A 20,705-nucleotide genomic window follows, 5' to 3' on the forward strand; every position below is an offset into this window, starting at 1 on the left:
GGTCGGGGACCATGATCACCTGCATCCCGGCTCCACGGGCGGACAGGATGCCGTTGCGGCTGTCCTCCACGGCGACGGCGCGGGCGGGGTCGACGCCCAGAGAGCGGCAGGCCAGGGTGTAGATCTCCGGGTCAGGCTTGCTGTGGACCACCTGGTCGCCGGTGGTCATGGTCTGGAAATATTGCCCCAGCCCGGTGCGCCCCATGCGGTACTGGGTGCGGTCCCGGTAGGTGGAGGTGGCCAGGGCCACCGGAACACGGCGCTCCCGCAAAAAGGACAGAACCTCATGAACGCCCGGCTTGAGGGGGACGCCCTCCTGTTCCATGTGCTCCATGGCACGGCGGGAGCCGTTGGTCAAAAAAGCCTCTCCCGGGAAATCTGCCCCGAACATCCGGGTCATCTCGGATAAAATATCCGCCCGGCTCCGGCCCACAAAGTGGAGGTAGTGCTCTGCGGGCTGGGGACAGCCCATTTCAGCGCCGATCTCCCGCCAGGCACGGCGGCCCAGGTTTTCGGTGTCGAAAAGAACTCCGTCGGCGTCGAAGACCACGCCGTCAAATACCGGCCCGATCATACCTTGCCGATGTCGGTACGGAAGTGCATGTCCTGCCAGGTGATAGGCTTGCAGGCGGCGTAGGCCTTGGCGATGGCATCCTCCAGGTTGGAGCCCACAGCGGTGACACCCAGCACCCGTCCGCCGGCGGTGACGATCTCACCCGCCTCGTTCCGGGCGGTACCGGCGTGGAAGACCACGGCCTGCTTCCCTGCCTCCTCCAGACCGGAGATGGGGTAGCCCTTCTCGTAGGCCACGGGATAGCCGCCGGAGGCCAGCACGATGCAGCAGGCGGCGCCCTGCTTCCATTTGATGTCCACCTGGTCCAGGGTGCCGTCCACACAGGCCTGGAAAATATCCATCAGGTCGGTGTCCAGCATGGACAGGATGGGCTGGGTCTCGGGGTCGCCGAAGCGGGCGTTGTACTCCACCACCTTGGGGCCGTCCTGGGTGAGCATCAGGCCGAAGTAGATGACACCCTTGAAGGGCCGGCCCTCGGCCTTCAGAGCTTCCACGGTGGGCAGGAAGATCTCCCGGGTGCACCGCTGGGCGATCTCCGGGGTGTATTTGGGGGAGGGGCAGAAGGCGCCCATGCCGCCGGTGTTGGGACCCTGGTTGCCGTCGTAGGCCCGTTTGTGGTCCTGGCTGGACAGCATGGGGACCAGGTGCTCCCCGTCGCAGAAGGCCAGCACGGTGACCTCGGGGCCGACCATGCACTCCTCAATGACCACGGTGGAGCCGGAGGCGCCGAACTTGTGGTCCTCCATCATCTCCCGGACAGCCTGCTGGGCCTCCTCCACCGTCTGGGCCACCACCACGCCCTTGCCCAGGGCCAGACCGTCGGCCTTGACCACGATGGGAGCGCCCTGCTCCTGGATGTAGGCCAGGGCCTTGTCCAGCTCGGTGAAGGTCTCATACTTGGCGGTGGGGATGTGGTATTTTTTCATCAGGGACTTGGAGAAGGCCTTGCTGGCCTCGATGATGGCGGCGTTGGCCCGGGGACCGAAGGCGGGGATGCCGGCGGCCTCCAGAGCGTCCACCATGCCCAGGGCCAGGGGATCGTCGGGGGCCACCATGACAAAGTCCATGGCGTTCTCCTTGGCCCACTTGACCATGTTCTCCACGTCGGTGGCCTTGACGGGGACGCAGGTGGCCACCTGGGCGATGCCCGCGTTGCCGGGGGCGCAGTACAGTTCCGTTACCTTGGGGCTCTGGGCCAGTTTCCAGCAGATGGCATGCTCGCGGCCGCCGCCGCCTACCACTAATACTTTCATCATTCGCACCTCTTATTCTAATCAATGATGGAACAGTCTGATGCCTGTAAAGGCCATGACCATGTTGTACTTGTTGGCGGTCTCGATGACCAGGTCGTCCCGGATGGAGCCGCCGGGCTGGACGATGTAGTCCACGCCGGACTTGCGGGCCCGCTCCACATTGTCGCCGAAGGGGAAGAACGCGTCGGACCCCACGGTGACGCCGGAGAGTTGGGCGATCCAGGCCTTCTTTTCCTCCTGGGTCAGGACGTCGGGCTTGACCTTGAAGGTGGTCTGCCACACCCCTTCGGCCAGCACGTCGTCGTGCTCCTCGGAGATGTACAGGTCGATGGCGTTGTCCCGGTTGGGGCGGCGGATGCCGTCCACGAACTGCAGGCCCAGCACCTTGGGGTGCTGCCGCAGCCACCAGATGTCCGCCTTGTCGCCGGCCAGGCGGGTGCAGTGGATGCGGCTCTGCTGGCCGGCGCCCACGCCGATGGTCTGACCGTTCTTCACGTAGCAGACGGAGTTGGACTGGGTGTATTTCAGGGTAATGAGGGCCAGCATCATATCGTTTTTGGCCTGCTGGGACAACGTCTTGTTTTCGGTGACGATGTTGGTCAGCATGTCCTCGGTGATGGCCAGGTCGTTGTAGCCCTGCTCAAAGGTGATGCCGAAGATGTTCCGGCGCTCGATGGGGGCGGGGGTGTAGTTGGGGTCGATCTGGATGACGTTGTAGCCGCCCTTGCGCTTGGTCTTCAGAATGGCCAGGGCCTCGTCGGTGTAGCCGGGAGCGATGACGCCATCGGACACCTCCTCCGCCAGAACCCGGGCGGTGTCGGCGTCACAGACGTCGGACAGGGCCGCCCAGTCGCCGAAGGAGCACAGCCGGTCGGCCCCCCGGGCCCGGACATAGGCGCAGGCGATGGGGGACAGGTCCCCTTCGGGGGCCAGGTAGATCTGCCGCTCCACGTCGGACAGGGGCAGGCCCAGGGCCGCCCCGGCGGGGGAGACGTGCTTGAAGGAGGCGGCGGCGGGCAGGCCGGTGGCCTTTTTCAGGGCCTTCACCAGCTGCCAGGAGTTGAGGGCGTCCATAAAGTTGATATAACCCGGACGGCCGTTGAGTACGGCCAGGGGCAGCTCGCCCTGCTCCATGAAGATGCGGGCGGGCTTCTGGTTAGGGTTGCAGCCGTATTTCAGTTCCAGTTCGGTCATAAGACACATCCTTTCTAAAGATAAAACGGGAGGCATAAATTTTCGTTTATAGGGTTAGGAGATTTCGCCGCTGCGGTGGCGAGTGACTTTTGGAGCCATCCAAAAGTAACCAAAAGATGGCCGGGGGACGGCCAGGCCGGCCTCGGGCTGCGCCCTCCGCCGCCAAGGGCCTTACCCCCGGACCCCACTACGGGAGCCCAGCGGCCCTGCGTTGAACCCAAGCCGCAAAATTTGATTTGCCCCACACCGCCTTTTTGCTTCGCAAAATTCGGAGGTTTTGCGGGGGATCAGCAATACAGCCCGCCTCGACACGGGGAAAACCTGTTCTTGATGCGTCTTACTCCTGTGGCCCGCCGGGGCCGCCCGGTGGGACGTGCCACTGAATTAAGTTTTGCACAACGGGGCGGGGCAGCGCGGCCAAGAATCACGCCGCACAATTCGGAAACTCAGGTGCCGATATTCAGCGGTTGCCTGTATTCAAATTCACTCCGCTCAGGGCCGAAGGCCCGGAAAGAGGGGCAGCAAAACCAGGAAATGAGCGCCGGACGCAAGGAAGGCTTTTTTGTAGGACGCCCCTTGGGGGCCGGGGCCGAAGCCCCGGAGATTTTTTGGGTACTTTTGTATCTCTACAAAAGTACCTCGCCCGAGGGCGAAACATCCCTATCTCCCGTCCCGCCCGCAGGCGAAATTAAAAATCCATTTCACCGATAAACGAAAATTTATCCGTGTTTGTTGATGATAACGGTATCCCGTTCTCCAGTGGACAGATCCATGTATTGGACGAACAGGGATACCTTGTTGTCCTCGTTCAGGCTGGCCCACAGTGCATTGGCCAGCGTCTTGGCGTCAGGCGCGGTGATGGCCACCTTCCGGGGCTCTCCCTCGAAGGAGGGCAGGGGGTCCCGGTTCTCCTGATAGGTGTGGATAAAGCGGCCTTCGCCGGCCTTGGGATGGTCGTAGCCGAAGAAGTACCGGCAGCAGCAGGAGGGGTCGCCGTCGTCGGACTTCAGGATGGACAGGGCGAAGCTGCCGTCCTTGTGGAGCAGGCCGGAGATCCGGGGGGTGTAGTTGGGGCCGTCGGGCTCAAACTCCCGGGTGCGGAGAGGCTGGGCGAAGACCTGACCCGCCAGCAGGCCGTCCCGGATGGTGTCCGTCTGGTCCCCGTTGGTGACCACGGTGTCGTCCCCCACGATGCGGACGGGGTGGTAAATAATGAGGGAGGGGTCGGTCATCTTGCTCTCGTCGTAGGCTTTGGTGCGGATACCGTCCCCGGTAGTCTCAAAGACCCGGTTGCGGCTGTTTTCGCTGCGGCCCATGATGAAATAGGCGATGACCGCCTTTTTGTCATCAGCGGAACGGCCCAGAACAATGCCCCGGCCGGGATAGGGGTGGTCGCGCAGCAGCTGGTTCAGATCGAGTGTTTTCATAAAAGATCCTCCTCAAATCAAGTAAAAAGAGCGCACCAATGCAGAGCACGGTGCGCCCAGACGGTCGGCAGTTCAGAGGCGGCGCTCCCTGTGGTCCATTCCACTTCCGTCAGTTGTGCCGCTTGATTCCATTGTGAGATTTGGGTGCGCCCGGTGGGTGAGTCCGAAATCAGAGTACGCGGACGGTCCGACCCTCCACCTTCAGCCGGTCCTGGCAGAACAGGGAGACGGCCTGGGGCAGGATCTTCCACTCGCACTGCTCCATGATGCGCCGCTGGAGCACCTCGGGGGTGTCGTCAGGCAGCACCTCCACCGCTTTTTGCAGGACGATGGGGCCGGCGTCGCATTCCTCGGTGACAAAGTGGACGGTGGCGCCGGACAGCTTCACCCCGTAGGCCAGGGCCTTCTCATGGACATGGAGGCCGTAGCAGCCCTTGCCGCAGAAGGAGGGGATGAGGGAGGGGTGGATGTTGAGGACCGCGTTTTCATAGGCCTGGAACAGCTCTCCGGTGACGATGGTCATGAAGCCCGCCATCACCACCAGCTGAATGTCCAGCTGGCGCAGCTTTTCCACCAGGGCCTGAGTCATGGCCTGGGTACTGGGGTAGTCGGCCCGGGCCAGCACATAGCCAGGGATGCCGGCCTTTTGGGCCCGCTCCAGGGCGTAGGCATCGGAGGCGGAGGAGATGACGGCGGTGATCTGGCCGCCTATGATCTCGCCCCGGTCCTGCGCGTCGATCAGAGCCTGGAGGTTGGTCCCGCCGCCGGAGACCAGGACCGCGATATTTTTGGTCATAGGTACATCCTCCGAATTTGGTGTGGGAGCGGGCTTACGCCAGGGTGACGCCGTCGTCGCCCTTGACCACGGAGCCGATCTGGTAGGCGGTCTCGCCGGCCTCCTTCAGGACAGCCAGGGCCTGCTGGGCCTGGGCGGCGGGAAGGGCCAGGATCATGCCGATGCCCATGTTGAAGGTGTTGTACATGTCCCGCTCGGGGATGTTGCCCTGCTTCTGGATCAGGCCGAAGATGGGCAGGCGGGGGAAGGAGTCCAGCTGGATCTGGGCGGTGAGGCCCTCGGTCATCATGCGGGGCACGTTCTCGTAGAAGCCGCCGCCGGTGATGTGGCTGATGGCGTGGATGTCCACACCGTCTTTCAGCAGGGCCTTGACGGCCTTCACATAGATCCGGGTGGGAGTCAGCAGGGTCTCGCCCAGGCTCTTGCCGTCCAGCTCCGCCACAGGGGAGGTCAGATCGGCGTGCTCCACGTCAAAAACCTTCCGGACCAGGGAGAAGCCGTTGGAGTGGACACCGGTGGAGGCCAGGCCGATGAGGACGTCGCCCTCAGAGAGACGCTTGCCGTCGATGATCTTCTCCTCGTCCACGATGCCCACGGAGAAGCCGGCCACGTCGTAGTCGTCGTCCGCCATGAGGCCGGGGTGCTCGGCGGTCTCGCCGCCCACCAGGGCGCATTCGGACTGGCGGCAGCCCTCGGTGATGCCGGAGACGATCTCGGCGATGTGGACGGGATCGTTCTTGCCGCAGGCGATGTAATCCAGGAAAAACAGGGGGGCGGCGCCGCCGCAGATGATGTCGTTGACGCACATGGCCACGCAGTCGATGCCGATGGTGTCATGCTTGTTCATGAGCTGGGCTAGGCGCAGCTTGGTGCCCACGCCGTCGGTGCCAGACACCAGCACGGGCTTCTTCATGCCGGCCACATCGGGGGCGAACATGCCGCCAAAGCCGCCCAGGGTGCCCATGACCCCGGGGATATAGGTGGACTCCACCATGGGCTTGATGCGCTTGACCGCTTCGTACCCGGCGGTCACGTCCACGCCGGCGGCGGCGTAGGACTCGGAATGGGAGTTCTTCATCACTAAAACCTCCAGATAATGAATAGAGGGGTGGGCGGGGACACATCCCCGGCCCGCGAAATGCAAGGAGAAAGTCTTACTCTTTGCCGCTCCAGCAGTAGGTGCACACCTTGTCCTTGTCGATTCCGATGGCCTCCAGCAAGCCTTCCAGGGACTGGTAGCCCAGGGAGTCGAAGCCGAACTTCTCGCAGATGGTCTTGAGCATGCACTGGCCCCGCTCGGTCTTGGCGTCGGCATACTCATCCAAGTGCTTCTGGCCCTCGTCGCCCTCCAGCTCCTGGACGGTGCGGCGGGCCAGCAGCTCCATCTCGGAGTTGCTGCTGGAGAAGTTCAGGTATTTGCAGCCGTACATGATGGGGGGGCAGGCGGAGCGCATGTGGACCTCCTTGGCCCCGGACTCGTAGAGAAATTCCACCGTCTCCCGCAGCTGGGTGCCCCGGACGATGGAGTCGTCCACAAAGAGCAGCTTCTTGCCCTGAATCAGCTCAGGAACGGGGATCTGCTTCATCTTGGCCACCTGGTTGCGGACCTTCTGGTTGGTGGGCATGAAGGAACGGGGCCAGGTGGGGGTGTACTTGACGAAGGGGCGGGCGAAGGGGATATGGCTGGCGTTGGCATAGCCGATGGCGTGGGGCAGGCCGGAGTCGGGGACGCCGGCCACGAAGTCCACGTCCTGGGCCAGCCCCCGCTCCTTGTCGGCGCGGGCCATGATCTCGCCGTTCTTATACCGCATGACCTCCACGTTGACACCCTCGTAATTGGAGTTGGGGTAGCCGTAGTAGGTCCACAGGAAGGCGCAGATCTTCATGTCCTTCCCGGCGGGGGACAGGGTCTCGTAGCCGTCGGCGGTGAGCTTTACGATCTCCCGGGGGCCCAGCTCGTAGGCGTCCTCATAGCCCAGCTTGTGGTAAGCGAAGGACTCGAAGGAGACGCAGCAACCCTCCTCGTTGCGTCCGATGAGGACGGGGAGGCGGCCCAGCTTGTCCCGGGCGGCGATGATGCCCTCGGGGGTGAGAATCAGGATGGTGGCGGAGCCGTCGATGAGCTCCTGGGCATGGAGGATGCCGGACACCAGGTCCTCCTTCTGGTTGATGAGGGCGGCGATGAGCTCGGTGGCGTTGACCTTGCCGGAGCTCATGGCCATGAACTGGTGGCCGTGGTCGGAGAAGTAGGTCTCCACCAGCTTTTCCGCGTTGTTGATGATGCCCACGGTGGAGATGGCGTACAGACCCAGGTGGGACCGGACCAGCAGGGGCTGGGGGTCGGTATCGCTGATGCAGCCGAAGCCGCAGTGGCCGTGGAAGTCGGCCAGGTCCTTTTCAAATTTGGTGCGGAAGGGGGTGTTTTCGATGTTGTGGATCTGGCGCTGAAAGCCGTCCGTTTCATCGTAGACGATCATGCCGCCCCGGCGGGTGCCCAGATGGGAGTGGTAGTCCACTCCGAAGAAAATATCCAGGGACACGTCCCGCTTGGATACGGCGCCAAAAAAGCCTCCCATGGAGTTCCTCCTCGAACTGATATAGAATCGGTAGAATCAGGCCGCCGTTGGCCTGGGAAAATAAAGCCGGATTACTTGCCCATCAGACGGCGGCTCATCTCCTGGTAAGCGCCCTCCACGTTGCCCAGGTCGCGGCGGAAACGGTCCTTGTCCAGCTTCTCGCCGGTCTTGGAGTCCCAGAAGCGGCAGGTGTCGGGGGAGATCTCGTCGGCCAGGACGATGGTGCCGTCGGCGGTCTTGCCGAACTCCAGCTTGAAGTCCACCAGGGTGACGCCGCACTCCAGCAGGGTCTTCTTCAAAAAGTCGTTGACCTGGAAGGCGTACTTCTTGATGAGGGCGATCTCGTCCCAGGTGGCCAGCTTCAGGGCCACGGCGTGATACTCGTTGATCAGAGGGTCGTGGAGGTCGTCGTTCTTGTAGGAGAACTCGATGGTGGGCTCCTCAAAGACGATGCCCTCCTTGACGCCGTAGTTGCTGGCGAAGTGGCCGGCGGAGATGTTGCGGACGATGACCTCCAGGGGGACGATGGACACCTTCTTCACGGCGGTCTCCCGCTCGCTCAGCTCCTCCACATAGTGGGTGGGGACGCCCGCCTTCTCCAGCTGCTGCATCAGGAAGTTGCTCATCTGGTTGTTGATGGCGCCCTTGCCGGTGATGGTGCCCTTCTTCAGGCCATCAAAGGCGGTGGCGTCGTCCTTGTAGGAGACGATGACGATGTTGGGGTCCTCGGTGGAATAGACCTTCTTGGCCTTGCCCTCGTAAAGCTGCTCAACTTTCTTCATGATAGACGTTCCTTCCTTTTTCAAGAAATTTTATATGTGAGATCAAACCATTTGACAGCGGATGGACAGGAGTTACGCCAACTCAGCCTGGAGCTTGGCCTCCTTCTCGGCGATCTGGGCGGCCATCTTCTCCCGGGCCGCGTCCAGCTTGGCGGCCAGCTGGTCGTCGGAGACGGCCAGGATCTGAGCGGCCAGGACGGCGGCGTTTTTGGCGCCGTTAATGGCCACGGTGGCCACGGGGATGCCGCTGGGCATCTGGACAGTGGCCAGCAGGGCGTCCAGACCGTCCATGGCGCCGCCCTTCATGGGAATGCCGATGACGGGCAGGGTGGAGTTGCCGGCGAAGGCGCCGGCCAGGTGGGCGGCCATACCGGCGGCGCAGATGAGGACGCCGAAGCCGTTCTTCCGGGCATTTTTGGCAAATTCCGCGGCGGCGGCGGGGGTGCGGTGGGCGCTGAGGATATGGGCCTCATAGGGGATGCCGAATTCCTTCAGCTGGGCGCAGGCGCCCTTGACCACCGGCCAGTCGGAATCAGAACCCATGATAATGGCGACTTTCTTCATGTGATAGCTCCTTCCTATCAAAAAAGTTCAGGCTATCTGCGCATACAGATAGCCTGGTCAGGTTTTATCGGTGGATTTTGGGCGTGCTGGGGCCATGTCCGAACTGCTGCATGGGACAAAACAGACGAGAGCAGATCATGACAGGAACCTCCCCCATTGGAATCAAGGCGTTGCGCCCAACATCTCGGATTTTATTCTATCGAAAAAAGGCAGATTTTGCAAGAGGTGATAACATTTTCGTGAGCTTGTACAAGGAAAGGGAAAAAAGGGCGGGTAAAGTTGTCAGCCCGGGGCATACCCGGCGGGAAGAGAGGTCAAAGCAGTCCCGCAGTGCTCAGAATCCGGCTGACCTCCCGGGCGCGGTTGGGCCAGGCGGCCTGGGCGCCATAGTCCCGCCGGCGCTGGGAGACGAACCCCGGAGCCTCCTCCAGGGCGTGGCGGCACAGGGTGACGAACTCCTGCTGGTCGTGGGCCCCGTAGATCACGTCGGGGAACCGCTCCACCTGGTCGGGCCAGAGCATGGATACCACCGGCTTTCCGGTGGACAGGTATTCATAGACCCGGGTGGGCACCACTCCGTCGTCCTGCCGGTCGTCCCGGAGAAAGTTCAGCAGCACGTCGCAGCGGTAGAGCCAATCGGGCACCTGGTCCAGGGAGCAGGGCCCGGCCAGCACCACATTAGGCTGCCGCTCCAGACGGGGGAGCAGGCGGTTGCCCTCCCGGCGGCCCAGAAGCAGGAAGGTCCAATGGGGGCACTCCCGGGCGGCATAGAGGAGGGGGGACAGGTCCACGTCCTCACGTATGGTGCCCGCCCAGCCCAGCACGGGGCCGGAAGCCTGGGGCAGGGGGTCGGAGCGGAGGGAGGCGGTCTCTCCGGAGAACAGGGGGAAGTTGACTCCGTTGGGCAGCAGGGCGATGTTGGGACTGCAGGGGGACAGCCGCTCCCCCAGCAGGGGGGAGGCCACGAAGACCACGTCGGCGGCGTTGGCCAAACTGCCCTCCCAGATGGGGGGCAGGTCCTCCCATTCCCGGTCGCAGTCATAGACCAGACCGCTGTAGTCCAGCTGGTCCAGCAGGTGGATGTGTTCCGGACTGGAGGTCCAAAGAAGGGGGGAGCGGAACCGGTGCCGGGCGGCCTGCTCCGCGATAAAACGGCCCAGCTTGCGCTGGCCCAGGCGGAAGAGCCCCCCGTACCGCTCCTCCATGGGCAGAAGGAGGGGGGGCAGGGTGTAGGCCGTCACATTGGGGCGGACCTTGCGGCCCTTTTCCCGGAAGGACCGGTCCATCGGTCCCGCGGCGGGGGAAAAATACAGCACCTGGGTGTCCTTCAGCCGGGAGATCAGCTGTTGGGTCCGGCCGGGCGTGGAGCTCCAGGGCTTGTTGGACAGGCATAGGATCTGCCGCACGTTGGGAAGCCTCCTAAAATCAAAAGTAATGAATTGGTTCGGGATTTGTGAGGTTCAGGTGAAATCGGGGAAATGTACCTTGCGCAACAGGACAAATGCGGCTATAATGAAACCTGAATCTAAATGGAGCGGTTGGACGGTCCGGGGAACATGCCTGCGGTGACCGCCCCATACTCAGAACATACACTGTGTCCATTATAAGTGACGGGGAAGACCTGGTCAAGGAGCGGGAGGTGAAAAATATGTTAGGTGCCCTGCAGAGTGTTGACGAGGGGATTTTGCTGGCCCTACAGGCGGTACACAGCGATTTTCTGGATCCTCTGGTGGAGGCCTATACCTGTACGGGCAACGCGGGGATGATCTGGATCCTGCTGTCCCTGGCCATGCTGTGCTACCAGCCCACCCGCCGGGCGGGGGTCCTGGCCCTGTGCGCCATGGCGCTGGGCCTGGTGTGCACCAACATGATCCTGAAGCCCCTGGTGGCCCGGCCCCGGCCCTGGCTGGACGTGGCGGGACTGGTCCCCCTCATCCAAGAGCCGGACCCCAATTCCTTCCCCTCGGGCCACACCTGCGCCGCCTTTGCCGCGGCCGTGATCTTCTGGCGGGCCCTGCCGGAAAGCTGGGTGGGGACCAAGGCCCTGACGTTGACCATGGCCTTTCTGATGGGCCTGTCCCGGCTGTATGTGGGGGTCCACTATCCCTCGGACGTGGTGGCCGGAGCGCTGGTGGGTTACGCCTGCGCCTGGTCCGTATGGCATGTTTATCTGCTGCGCCGGTAGAGAAGGCGGCGCGGAAAAATACAGATAAAGAGAAAGAGGAGAATGGAAATGAAGGAAGTAGGATATTATAACGGGACCATCGGTCCCCTGGCGGAGATGACCGTCCCCATGGGGGACCGGGCTCTGTACTTCGGCGACGGCATCTATGAGGCCACCTGCGTGGCCAACCGGGTGCCCTTCGCCCTGGACGACCACCTGGACCGGATGTACAACAGCCTGCGGCTGCTGGAGATCCCCTTCACCATGGAGCGGGAGCAGGTCAAGGCGGAGCTGCAGAAGGTCATCGACGCGGCGGAGGAGACCCCTGTCCAGTTCCTGTACTGGCAGGTCACCCGGGGCGTCTGTCCCCGGAACCACCCCTTCCCCCCGGCGGACGTACATCCCAGCCTGATGATCTATGTGAAGCCCCACACCATGAAGTCCATGGACAAGCCCTATAAGCTCATCTCCATGGAGGACATCCGGTTCAAGCTATGCAACATCAAGACCCTGAACCTGATCCCCAGCGTGCTGGCCAACCAGCGGGCGGTGGAGCACGGCTGTGACGAGGCGGTGCTCCACCGGGGCAGCCGGGTCACCGAGTGCGCCCACAGCAACATCTCCATCCTGAAGGACGGCGTGCTGCGCACCGCCCCCACCGACGAGCTGATCCTTCCCGGCATCACCCGGAAGCACCTGCTGGCCCTGGCCAAGGAGCACGGCATCCCCACCGACGAGCGGCCCTTCTCCATGGTGGAGCTGATGAACGCCGACGAGGCCATCGTCACCAGTTCCAGCGCCCTGTGTATGCGGGTGGAGTCCATCGACGGTATCCCCGTGGGCGGTAAGGATCCCCAGCGGCTGAAGCTGCTCCAGGACGCCTACTGGGAGAAGTTCCAGCGGGAGACGCAGCCTGCCAAGTAAAAAGAATGAAAACAGCCCCCGGCGTTTTGGAAACGCCGGGGGCTGCGCTGTCTCAATAGGTGTGGGTGCATACCTCACGGATCTTGGCCTGGAGGCTTTTCAGGTCCTGGAAGGTGTCGGGGCGTTTGCTGGGGTCCCGGAGGATGGCGGCGGGGTGGTACAGGGCGGTCATCTGGACCCCGGCCTTGGTAAACCACTGGCCGTGTTCCTTGGTGATCTTGAAATCCTCCCGGATCAGACGGGTGGCGGCGATGCGCCCCAGGCAGACGATGATCTTGGGCCGGAGCAGAGCCACCTGATTCCGAAGGTAGCCGATGCAGGCGTCCTGCTCTGTGTTCAGGGGGTCCCGGTTCTGGGGCGGACGGCACTTGACAATGTTGGCGATGTACACGTTTTTCTTCCGGTCCAGGTCGATGAGCTCCAGCATGTCGTCCAGCAGCTTGCCGCCCCGGCCCACGAAGGGCTCGCCCTGGAGGTCCTCGTTTTCACCGGGGCCCTCGCCGATGCACATGACCTCGGCGTCCCGGGGGCCCACGCCGAAGACCACGTTGTGCCGGGTGTCAGCCAAGGCGCACTTCTGGCAGGCCATGCAGGTCCGCTCCAGCGCCTCCCAATTTAACATCGCCATCCGTGTTTCATCCTTTCTTACGGCCGGTGACCGGTATCAAACAGGCCGCCGGAGTTTTCCTGCCCCGGCCATTGCGGGGAGGAAAGGCGGGACTACCGCCTCAAATATTCCGGCGGGCGGTACTGGAGGGCCTCGGCCAGGTGGGGGACCTGAATGGTCCCGCTGCCCTCCAGATCGGCGATGGTCCTGGCCACCCGCAGGATGCGGTCGTAGCTCCGGGCGGTGAGGCCCATCCGCTCAAAGGCACCCTTCATCAGCCGCTGGCAGCTCTCATCCAGCGCGCAGAACCGGTCCAGTTCGTCCCGTTCCAGCCGGGCGTTGCAGGGGGCGGTCTGGCGGCGGCGCTGGAGGTCCCGGGCCTCGTTGACCCGTTCCCGGACCATGGCGGAGGGCTCGGAGCGCTCCTGCTGGGACAGCTCCTCAAACTCCAGGGCTGCCACCTCCACAAAGATGTCGATGCGGTCCAGCAGGGGACCGGACAGCCGGGAGAGATACTTCTTTACCTCACTTTCCGTACAGCGGCACCGGCCCGAGGGGTGGCCGTACCAGCCGCACTTGCAGGGGTTCATGGCGCATACCAGCATGAACCGGCTGGGGTAGGTGACGGTGCCCGAGGCCCGGGAGATCTGGACCTGTCCGTCCTCCAGGGGTTGGCGCAGCACCTCCAGCACCTCCTTGGGGAACTCGGGCAGCTCGTCCAGAAACAGCACCCCGTTGTGGGCCAGGGAGATCTCTCCCGGCCGGGGGTTGGAGCCGCCCCCCGCCATCCCCATGGGGGAGACGGTGTGGTGGGGGGACCGGAAGGGACGCGCGTCGATGAGGGGGTGTTCCGAGGTGGTGAGCCCCATGACGGAGTGGATCTCGGTGGCCTCCAGGGCCTCCCGGTGGCTCATGCGGGGGAGAATGCCGGGCAGGCGGCGGGCCAGCATGGACTTGCCAGACCCCGGCGGGCCGGACATGAGGATGTTGTGGCCGCCGGCGGCGGCGATCTCCAGGGCCCGCTTCACCTGCTCCTGGCCCTTCACCTGGTCAAAGTCGGGACCCTGGACGGCGTCAGACCCGGGACGCCAGGGGGCGGCGGGAAGGATGGGCTCCTCCCCGGACAAGTGGCGGACCAGCTGGGCCACGTCGCGGACGGGGTAGACAGTGGGACCCTCCGCCAGGGTGGCCTCGGCGGCGTTGTCCTCGGGGACATAGATGGCTTCTATCCCCTCCCGCTTGGCAGCCAGCGCCATGGGCAGCATCCCGGCGCAGGGCCGCAGGGCGCCGGACAGGGACAGTTCCCCCAGAAAGGCGCAACTCTGCTCCCGCAGCTTCAGCTGGCCTCCGGCGGCCAGAATGCCTACCAGCATGGGCAGGTCGTAGAGGGTGCCCACCTTCTTCAGGTGGGCGGGGGCCAGATTGACGGTGATACGGCTGACCGGGAAGGTAAACCCACAGTTCTTGATGGCGGCGCGTACCCGCTCCCGGGCCTCGTTGACGGCGGCGTCAGGCAGACCCACAACTGTGAAGGCGGGCAGACCGCCGGACAGGTCGCACTCTGCGGACACCAGGTAGCCGGACACGCCATGCAGCCCCAGCGAGCGGACAGAACATACCATGTTGAAACCTCCCGGGCAGAATGAGATGGTCCTCCCCACCTGCGGCAGATGGGGAAATATGTTCCTATTTTAGCCCTTTTGGCCAGAGATTGCAACCGGGCATCTCTCGGGTTTTTGAGAAAGCTGAATTTTGAGAAATAAGGGTTACAAACGGTAAATTTTGGTTTATCGCCCTAAGGCACCTAAAACCTATGTTATGTAGGGCAAGGGCTTTGCCCTTGCCTTTTCTGGGTAGACAAAATACTGGGAAAAATTTGCGCACTGGAACACTTCGCTTGCGGGCGGGACGGGAGATGGGATGTTTCGCCCCCCGGGCGAGGTGCTTTTGTAGAGATACAAAAGTACCCCAAAAATCTCCGGGGCCCCGGCCCCCCAGGGGCGTCCTACAAAAAGGTCTGCCTCGCATCCGGCGCCCATCCCCTGGTTTTGCTGCCCCGCCTTCCGGGCCTTCGGCCCTGGGTCGGGGAAACTTGGATTGGGACAGCCGCTGAATCCTGCGCCTGGGTTTCACAACTGTGCGGCGTGGTCCTGGACTGCGCTGGCCCGCTCCACAGCACAGCTTGATTCATCGGCAACCACTCATACAGAGCGTATCATTGCTGCCCCATAAACTAAAATGGATAAAGGACTAACCCCGTTCGTCCGGTTCTTCACACAGCGGCAGCACAAACGTGATCCGAGTGCCCACATCCACCCGGGACACCACCTCGAACCAACCGCCGTGGCGGTCTACGATCCACTTGGCGATGGATAAACCCAGGCCGGTGCCGCCGGTCTTGCGGTCCCGGGACTGGTCGGCGCGGTAAAACCGCTCGAAAATGTGGGGGATCCCCTCGGGGGGGATGCCCATTCCCTCATCCTGAACGGTGACCCGGGCATAGCCCTGGTTTACTGTCACCCGCAGGTAGACCTTATCCCCTTGGCTGCTGTATTTCACGCTGTTGTCCATCAGCACCCGCATCAGCTGCTTCATCAGGCCGGGGTCTGCGAACACCGTCACCGGTTCCTCACCCCACCGGGGCAGGAACAGCCGGTCGGGATGGATCATCTCCTCCTCCCGGAGCACCTCGCCGGCCAGCCGGGTCAGGTCCAGCCGTTCCTTTTTCACCGGCTGGGAGTCGTTGTCGCCCCGGGCCAAGAAAAGCAGCTGTTCCACCAGCCGTTCCATGGCCGCGGCCTCAGACCGGATGGCATCGATGGACTCCTGAAGGGCTTCCGGGTCTGACTTGCCCCAGCGGTCCAGCAGGGCGGCGTAGCCCTGGATGACGGCGATGGGGGTGCGCAGCTCGTGGCTGGCGTCGGAGACAAAACGCATCTGCGCGGTGTACGCCCGGTTCACCCGGTCCAGCATGTCGTTGATGGCCTGGGCCACGCCCCGCAGCTCCTTCTGGGTGGCCAGAAGATCGATGCGGCTGTCCAGGTGCTTGGCGTTGATCTTATCCAACTCTCCCGCCAGGTTTTCCAGCTCCCGCCGTGACATGTGTGTCATGGAGTTGAGGCGGGAGGCGGTGGCGGCCAGGTCCTGGATGGGCCGCAGCACCTTGCGGATGGCTCGGTTGTTTCGGAACAGGTTGGTCAGCAGGGACAGCCCCTGGCAGACCAGCAGAGCCATGCCCGCCCAGTACAAAGTCCGGAAGATCCCGGCCAGCTCCACCCTGACGGCGTAGGGACGCCCGCCGTTTGGCAGCTCCACGGTGTAGTAGCTGCTCAAGTTCCAGCTGCGCAGGCCGTCTTTGGTCTCATCCCGCAGGGGAAGCCAGGAGAAGGCCGACAGCTCATAGCCCTCCGGCGCCCTGTCCAGGGGAGCGATGGTATAGTCGCTGGCCTCCATCCAGGGGATGGCGTCGGCGGTGGGCACTCCGCGCTCCGCCACAAGGGCGGCCACATCGGCGCAGCGGTTCTCGGCATAAAAGACCAGGCCCACCAGCGCCATCAGCACCAGCAGCAGGTCCATGACCAGAAAGATCCCCAGCTGCCGCAGGAAAAAACCGCTGTTCAGCCGGAAGACCAGGGAGGAGTCCCGGGCCGCGGTGATGGGGTCCGCCGGGGGCGGGTTTCGAAACCGGTTTTTTTTGACCACAGATACTCCCTCCTTCCAAGCTTTTTCCAGGGAAGAAGCTGCCGCTCAGCCCTGCTCCCTCAGCCACTTCCGAATCGTGTCCAGATTCTGATAGGCCACAAAGCTGCCGCCCTTCAAGTACATGTCCAGCTGGGCCTGCTCCTCCGGGGTGCGGCGGCTACCCTTGTCCTGGAGCGCCTCGCGGTCAGACCGGGTGGCCATGTTCACCATACGCCGCTTCAGCCAACCCACCTTTTTGGGGGCATACCCGCCCTGGAGATAGAAGATAGGCGCATTGGGTACATAGTTGGCCTTGCTCAGGGTGGATAGGGCCTGGGACCCGGGCGGGGTCATACCTACGCCGCAGGCCGCCTTGACAGTAAAATGTTTGACCGCCTGGTCGATCCCCTGGATGTGTCCGGCCATCAGCGGACCCATGAACAGCACTTCGTCTTCGAGGCCCAGCTTCTCCTGGGCCTGGTCCAGCTCATAGAGCTTCAGCTTCTCCGCCTTGGACAGCATCTCGGCGTACTCTTTGGTGAATCCGGTGTTGGATTTGTAAACAATGACCACTGTGGACCGCTCCTTTTGTGTTGTTATATTTGTGAGAGTGCGAGGCAAAGTCCGGCTTGCCGGCTCACGGCAGCCAAACGCGGCATTATTCGTCTTTGATCACATATCCCACGCCACGGACGGTATGAATCAGTTTGATGCCGAAGGCCTCGTCGATCTTGCTGCGCAAAAAGCGGATGTACACATCTACAGAATTGGTTTCTCCCACGAAGTCAAAGCCCCACACGCTGTCCAGCAGGGCTTCCCGGGTCAGGACCCGGCCCTTGTTTTCCAGCAGGTGGCACAGCAGGTCGAATTCTTTCTTTGTCAATTCCACCTCCTGGCCCCTGACAGTGACCCGGTGGCGATCAATATCCATGGACAACTCGCCTGCGGTGAGGACCTGGCTGTCGTGCCCGCCGTGGTTCCGCAGGGCGGCCCGGATCCGGGCCAACAGCTCCTCGATGGCGAAGGGTTTGGTGATGTAGTCATCCGCTCCGGAATCCAGGCCGGACACCTTGTCCATGACGCTGTCCCGGGCGGTGAGCATGATGACGGGGAGCTGGCTCTCCTTCCGCAGGCGGCGCAGCACCTCCATCCCCGACAGCTGGGGCAGCATGATGTCCAGCAGCACCAGGTCGAACTCCCCGGACCGGGCCCACTCCAGACCGGTGCGGCCGTCAAAGGCCTTTTCCACCCGGTAGCCCTCATACTTCAGCTCCATCTCCACCATACGGGCCAATTTTTCCTCGTCTTCCACCAAAAGGATCCGTTCTCCCATATCCCTTCACCTCATCACTGACCGTCTTTTTTGTTCCGGGTGTATTTGTCATGCTGGCTGCGCAGCTCGTCCATGACCTGCCGGCCCAGGTCGGCAGCTCCGTCCGCCACATTTCCCATCATGTTGTTGATGCCGTCCCGCTCCAGGTCTGGGCCGGAAAACCGGTAACGGAAGCCGAAGAAAAGCCCCAATATCAACAGAGGCAGCGTCACATAGAGGGCGAAGACCAGCAGCAGGATCAGGATGAGCACCGGCAGGGCGGTGACCGGCTGGTCCTTCCGCCAGATCTCCAATTCGTTGTCCAGCAACAAATAGCGGATGCGGCTGAAAATATTCATTCTGGGACGCGCTTTTTTTTCTTCTGGGAGGGGCTGCGGCAGAACGTCGGCTTGGTTTTCCTGAGCTGCGGCGGTATGTTCGCCCCGGGTGGAGTAATAAGCCTCCTCGGGACGGGGGATGGCCCCTTTCTCCTCCAGGTAGATCAGGGCGTCCAGCAGATTGCCGCCGCTGTACTCCAGTGCCTCCTTGGCCTGGGCGTAGCTGACGTCGGCCTTTTCCCGCAGACGCTCCACCTGTTCCAATGTGATCTCCATAAAATGGCTCCTTTCGCCCGGTCGGCTCCTGATGGTCAGCCTCAGGGTACCACGACCGGCTTGAAAGAAATTTTACCGATCATTAAAATTGCATTAAGTATTTGTTTGCCCATGGGAACCAAACCCCGCGCGGGGCGGGCGTTATTCCCCTGCCCACAGTATAGCATGCCTGCCGCCGCAAAAAAAGACAAACTTTCAACGTGAAAATTCACCTCGTTAGCACACTGAAATACAGAAAAATTTTCTCTTGACAAACGGGAATGGGGGACGTATAATCCGTCCATAATATTTCAAAAGCGCCGACGAAGACCGCGCTCCACGGCGTCCAACAGAGAGACCGGGCCACTGTGCTGAAAGCCCGGTTGGGAAAGACGGAGACGCGCAACACTTCCGAGCTGACAGTTCGAAGCATTCCGCTTGAGGGCTGTCCGTCTTCCCCACGTTACCGGGGCTCGAAAGAGGTTCCTTGTTGGAGGAGCAACGCGGGTGGTACCGCGGAATCATGGAAACGATGATTTCGTCCCGGGTCGTATTGTTGATACGACCCGGGACGTTTTTTGTTCCGGGGACGTATCCAAGGCAGAAAGGAATGTGAAAACCATGGAATTTGTCACCGGAACACAGAAAACCGCCATTACTGCATCTGAGATCGCCTCCGGCGCGCTGGATGGACAGACCGTCACCGTCAAGGGCGCGGTCCATGCCCTGCGGGAGCTGGGCGGCATCGACTTCATCACCCTGCGCCTGCGGGACGGCGTTCTCCAGTGCGTCTGCGGGCCTGAGGGCCTGCCCGAGGGGCTGACGGAGGAGTGCACGATCGCCGTGACCGGCGCCCTCCGGAGAGAGGAACGGGCTCCCGGTGGCCGGGAACTGGCGATGGAGTCCCTTCAGATCCTGTCCCGTCCCGCCGAGGCCATGCCGGTCCCTGTGTCCAAGTGGAAGCTGAACCTGAATCTGGACACCGAGTTGGGCCTGCGTCCGGTGGTGCTGCGCAACCTGCGGGAGCGGTCGGTGTTCAAGATCCAGGAGGGCCTGTCCCGGGCCTTCCGGGAGTACCTGACAAAGGAGGGCTTCACCGAGATCCACACCCCTAAGATCGTCCACGCCGGAGCCGAGGGCGGCAGCAATATTTTCCGCCTGGACTACTTTGGAAGAAAGGCCTTCCTGGGCCAGTCCCCCCAGTTCTATAAGCAGACCATGGTGGGCGTGTTCGAGCGGGTCTTTGAAGTGGCCCCCGTCTTCCGGGCTGAAAAGCACAACACCCAGCGCCACCTGAACGAGTACACCTCCCTGGACTTCGAGATGGGCTATATCGACTCCTTTGAGGACATCATGGCCATGGAGGCCGGCTTCCTGAAATACGCCATGGAGCTGCTGAAAGCCGAGTACGCCGACGATCTCAAGCGGCTGGACGTGGAGCTGCCCGAGGTGGATAAGATCCCTGCCGTCCGCTTTGACGAGGCCAAGCGGCTGGCCGCTGAGAAGTACGGCCGCCCCATCCGGGACCCCTTCGACCTGGAGCCCGAGGAGGAGCACAACATCGGTCGCTACTTCAAGGAGGAGTATGGCGCCGACTTCGTGTTCGTCACCCACTACCCCACCAAGAAGCGCCCCTTTTACGCCATGGACGACCCTGCCGACCCCCGCTACACCCTGTCCTTCGACCTGCTGTTCCGGGGCATGGAGGTGACCACCGGCGGCCAGCGCATCCACGACTACCAGGCCCAGGTGGAGAAGATGCTGTCCAAGGGGATGCACCCCGAGGAGTTTGAGAGCTACCTGATGATCCACAAGCACGGCATGCCCCCCCACGGCGGCCTGGGCATCGGCCTGGAGCGGCTCACCGCCCGGCTGTGCGGCCTGGACAACGTGCGCTACGCCAGCCTGTTCCCCCGGGATTTGAACCGGCTGGAGCCCTAAATGCGGAGGAAAGGAGCAAATGCTATGAAGATCACGACAGAAATGGTCGATTACATCTCCGTCCTCTCCCGGCTGAAGCTGCCGGAGGAGGAGAAGGAGAAGATGACGGGCGAGCTGGAGCAGATCATCGCCTATATGGACACCCTGAACGCCCTGGACACCAGCAGCGTGGAGCCAATGAGCCACGTGTTCCCGGTGAAAAACGTGCTGCGGGAGGACGAGGTGGTCCCCTCCTTCGACCGGGCCGAGCTGCTGAAAAACGCCCCCAAGGCGGACGAGGAAGCCTTCCTGGTCCCCAAGACGGTGGAATAAGGAGG

Annotated in this window: 20 protein-coding genes and 1 riboswitch; of the genes, 4 read left to right on the plus strand and 16 right to left on the minus strand. The window is 62.6% G+C overall.

Features of this window, described 5'->3' with window-relative positions:
* From I6E42_RS08550 to I6E42_RS08595, 10 genes are all read right to left on the minus strand, one after another.
* Positions 1–574 (minus strand): HAD family hydrolase (locus I6E42_RS08550; RefSeq protein ID WP_235371501.1); only part of this gene is annotated, 574 nt, incomplete at its 3' end.
* Positions 571–1,827, minus strand: a complete 1,257-nt coding sequence (gene purD / locus I6E42_RS08555; protein WP_235371574.1) for a phosphoribosylamine--glycine ligase — start codon at positions 1,825–1,827, stop codon at positions 571–573. The genes purD and I6E42_RS08550, both read right to left, overlap by 4 nt.
* Before the next feature lie 21 nt (positions 1,828–1,848).
* Positions 1,849–3,021: a phosphoribosylaminoimidazolecarboxamide formyltransferase gene (locus I6E42_RS08560; protein ID WP_235371502.1), complete on the minus strand. Its 1,173-nt coding sequence runs from the start codon at positions 3,019–3,021 to the stop codon at positions 1,849–1,851.
* A 719-nt stretch (positions 3,022–3,740) separates the two neighbouring features.
* Positions 3,741–4,448, minus strand: coding sequence for an IMP cyclohydrolase (locus I6E42_RS08565; RefSeq protein WP_235371503.1), 708 nt, complete (start codon positions 4,446–4,448; stop codon positions 3,741–3,743).
* 47 nt (positions 4,449–4,495) lie between these two features.
* A riboswitch (ZMP/ZTP riboswitch) is annotated at positions 4,496–4,575 on the minus strand.
* Between the two features lie 42 nt (positions 4,576–4,617).
* A complete protein-coding gene (gene purN / locus I6E42_RS08570; RefSeq protein WP_235371504.1) occupies positions 4,618–5,244 on the minus strand; it encodes a phosphoribosylglycinamide formyltransferase in 627 nt (208 codons plus the stop codon).
* Positions 5,245–5,278: 34 nt separating this feature from the next.
* The gene (gene purM / locus I6E42_RS08575; RefSeq protein ID WP_235371505.1) at positions 5,279–6,322 is read right to left on the minus strand and encodes a phosphoribosylformylglycinamidine cyclo-ligase; all 1,044 of its coding nucleotides are present in this window, start codon (positions 6,320–6,322) and stop codon (positions 5,279–5,281) included.
* Between the two features lie 76 nt (positions 6,323–6,398).
* Positions 6,399–7,820: an amidophosphoribosyltransferase gene (locus I6E42_RS08580; RefSeq protein WP_235371506.1), complete on the minus strand. Its 1,422-nt coding sequence runs from the start codon at positions 7,818–7,820 to the stop codon at positions 6,399–6,401.
* Positions 7,821–7,891: 71 nt separating this feature from the next.
* Positions 7,892–8,602: a phosphoribosylaminoimidazolesuccinocarboxamide synthase gene (gene purC, locus I6E42_RS08585; RefSeq protein WP_235371507.1), complete on the minus strand. Its 711-nt coding sequence runs from the start codon at positions 8,600–8,602 to the stop codon at positions 7,892–7,894.
* Positions 8,603–8,674: 72 nt separating this feature from the next.
* Positions 8,675–9,166: a 5-(carboxyamino)imidazole ribonucleotide mutase gene (gene purE / locus I6E42_RS08590; RefSeq protein WP_235371508.1), complete on the minus strand. Its 492-nt coding sequence runs from the start codon at positions 9,164–9,166 to the stop codon at positions 8,675–8,677.
* A 314-nt stretch (positions 9,167–9,480) separates the two neighbouring features.
* On the minus strand, positions 9,481–10,572 hold the full coding sequence (locus I6E42_RS08595) for a glycosyltransferase family protein (protein ID WP_235371509.1): 1,092 nt from the start codon (positions 10,570–10,572) through the stop codon (positions 9,481–9,483).
* A 242-nt stretch (positions 10,573–10,814) separates the two neighbouring features.
* Between I6E42_RS08595 and I6E42_RS08600 the strand changes: the two genes are divergently transcribed.
* Positions 10,815–11,351: a phosphatase PAP2 family protein gene (locus I6E42_RS08600; RefSeq protein WP_235371510.1), complete on the plus strand. Its 537-nt coding sequence runs from the start codon at positions 10,815–10,817 to the stop codon at positions 11,349–11,351.
* A 48-nt stretch (positions 11,352–11,399) separates the two neighbouring features.
* A complete protein-coding gene (locus tag I6E42_RS08605; RefSeq protein ID WP_235371511.1) occupies positions 11,400–12,254 on the plus strand; it encodes an aminotransferase class IV in 855 nt (284 codons plus the stop codon).
* A 52-nt stretch (positions 12,255–12,306) separates the two neighbouring features.
* On the opposite strand, the gene I6E42_RS08610 is transcribed toward I6E42_RS08605, so the two are convergent.
* The 6 genes from I6E42_RS08610 to I6E42_RS08635 all read right to left on the minus strand — a co-directional run bounded on the left by I6E42_RS08610 (position 12,307) and on the right by I6E42_RS08635 (position 18,468).
* Positions 12,307–12,876 (minus strand): uracil-DNA glycosylase, encoded by a 570-nt coding sequence (locus I6E42_RS08610; protein ID WP_235371575.1) that lies wholly within the window; start codon positions 12,874–12,876, stop codon positions 12,307–12,309.
* Positions 12,877–12,974: 98 nt separating this feature from the next.
* Positions 12,975–14,483, minus strand: a complete 1,509-nt coding sequence (locus I6E42_RS08615; protein WP_235371512.1) for a YifB family Mg chelatase-like AAA ATPase — start codon at positions 14,481–14,483, stop codon at positions 12,975–12,977.
* Positions 14,484–15,111: 628 nt separating this feature from the next.
* Positions 15,112–16,563, minus strand: a complete 1,452-nt coding sequence (locus tag I6E42_RS08620; protein WP_235371513.1) for a sensor histidine kinase — start codon at positions 16,561–16,563, stop codon at positions 15,112–15,114.
* Between the two features lie 45 nt (positions 16,564–16,608).
* On the minus strand, positions 16,609–17,115 hold the full coding sequence (locus tag I6E42_RS08625; RefSeq protein WP_235371514.1) for a flavodoxin domain-containing protein: 507 nt from the start codon (positions 17,113–17,115) through the stop codon (positions 16,609–16,611).
* A gap of 85 nt (positions 17,116–17,200) precedes the next feature.
* Entirely contained in the window at positions 17,201–17,875 is a 675-nt protein-coding gene (locus I6E42_RS08630) for a response regulator transcription factor (protein ID WP_235371515.1), read from the minus strand.
* Between the two features lie 14 nt (positions 17,876–17,889).
* Positions 17,890–18,468, minus strand: coding sequence for a UBA domain-containing protein (locus tag I6E42_RS08635; protein ID WP_235371516.1), 579 nt, complete (start codon positions 18,466–18,468; stop codon positions 17,890–17,892).
* 600 nt (positions 18,469–19,068) lie between these two features.
* Between I6E42_RS08635 and aspS the strand changes: the two genes are divergently transcribed.
* Entirely contained in the window at positions 19,069–20,388 is a 1,320-nt protein-coding gene (gene aspS, locus I6E42_RS08640) for an aspartate--tRNA(Asn) ligase (protein WP_235371517.1), read from the plus strand.
* A gap of 24 nt (positions 20,389–20,412) precedes the next feature.
* Positions 20,413–20,700 carry an Asp-tRNA(Asn)/Glu-tRNA(Gln) amidotransferase subunit GatC gene (gene gatC / locus I6E42_RS08645; RefSeq protein ID WP_235371518.1) on the plus strand — a complete coding sequence of 96 codons (288 nt, stop codon included), beginning with the start codon at positions 20,413–20,415 and terminating at the stop codon, positions 20,698–20,700.
* Positions 20,701–20,705 lie beyond the last annotated feature (5 nt).

Origin of the sequence: Pseudoflavonifractor phocaeensis, assembly GCF_021531815.1 — a bacterium.
GTDB lineage: Bacteria > Bacillota > Clostridia > Oscillospirales > Oscillospiraceae > Lawsonibacter > Lawsonibacter phocaeensis_A.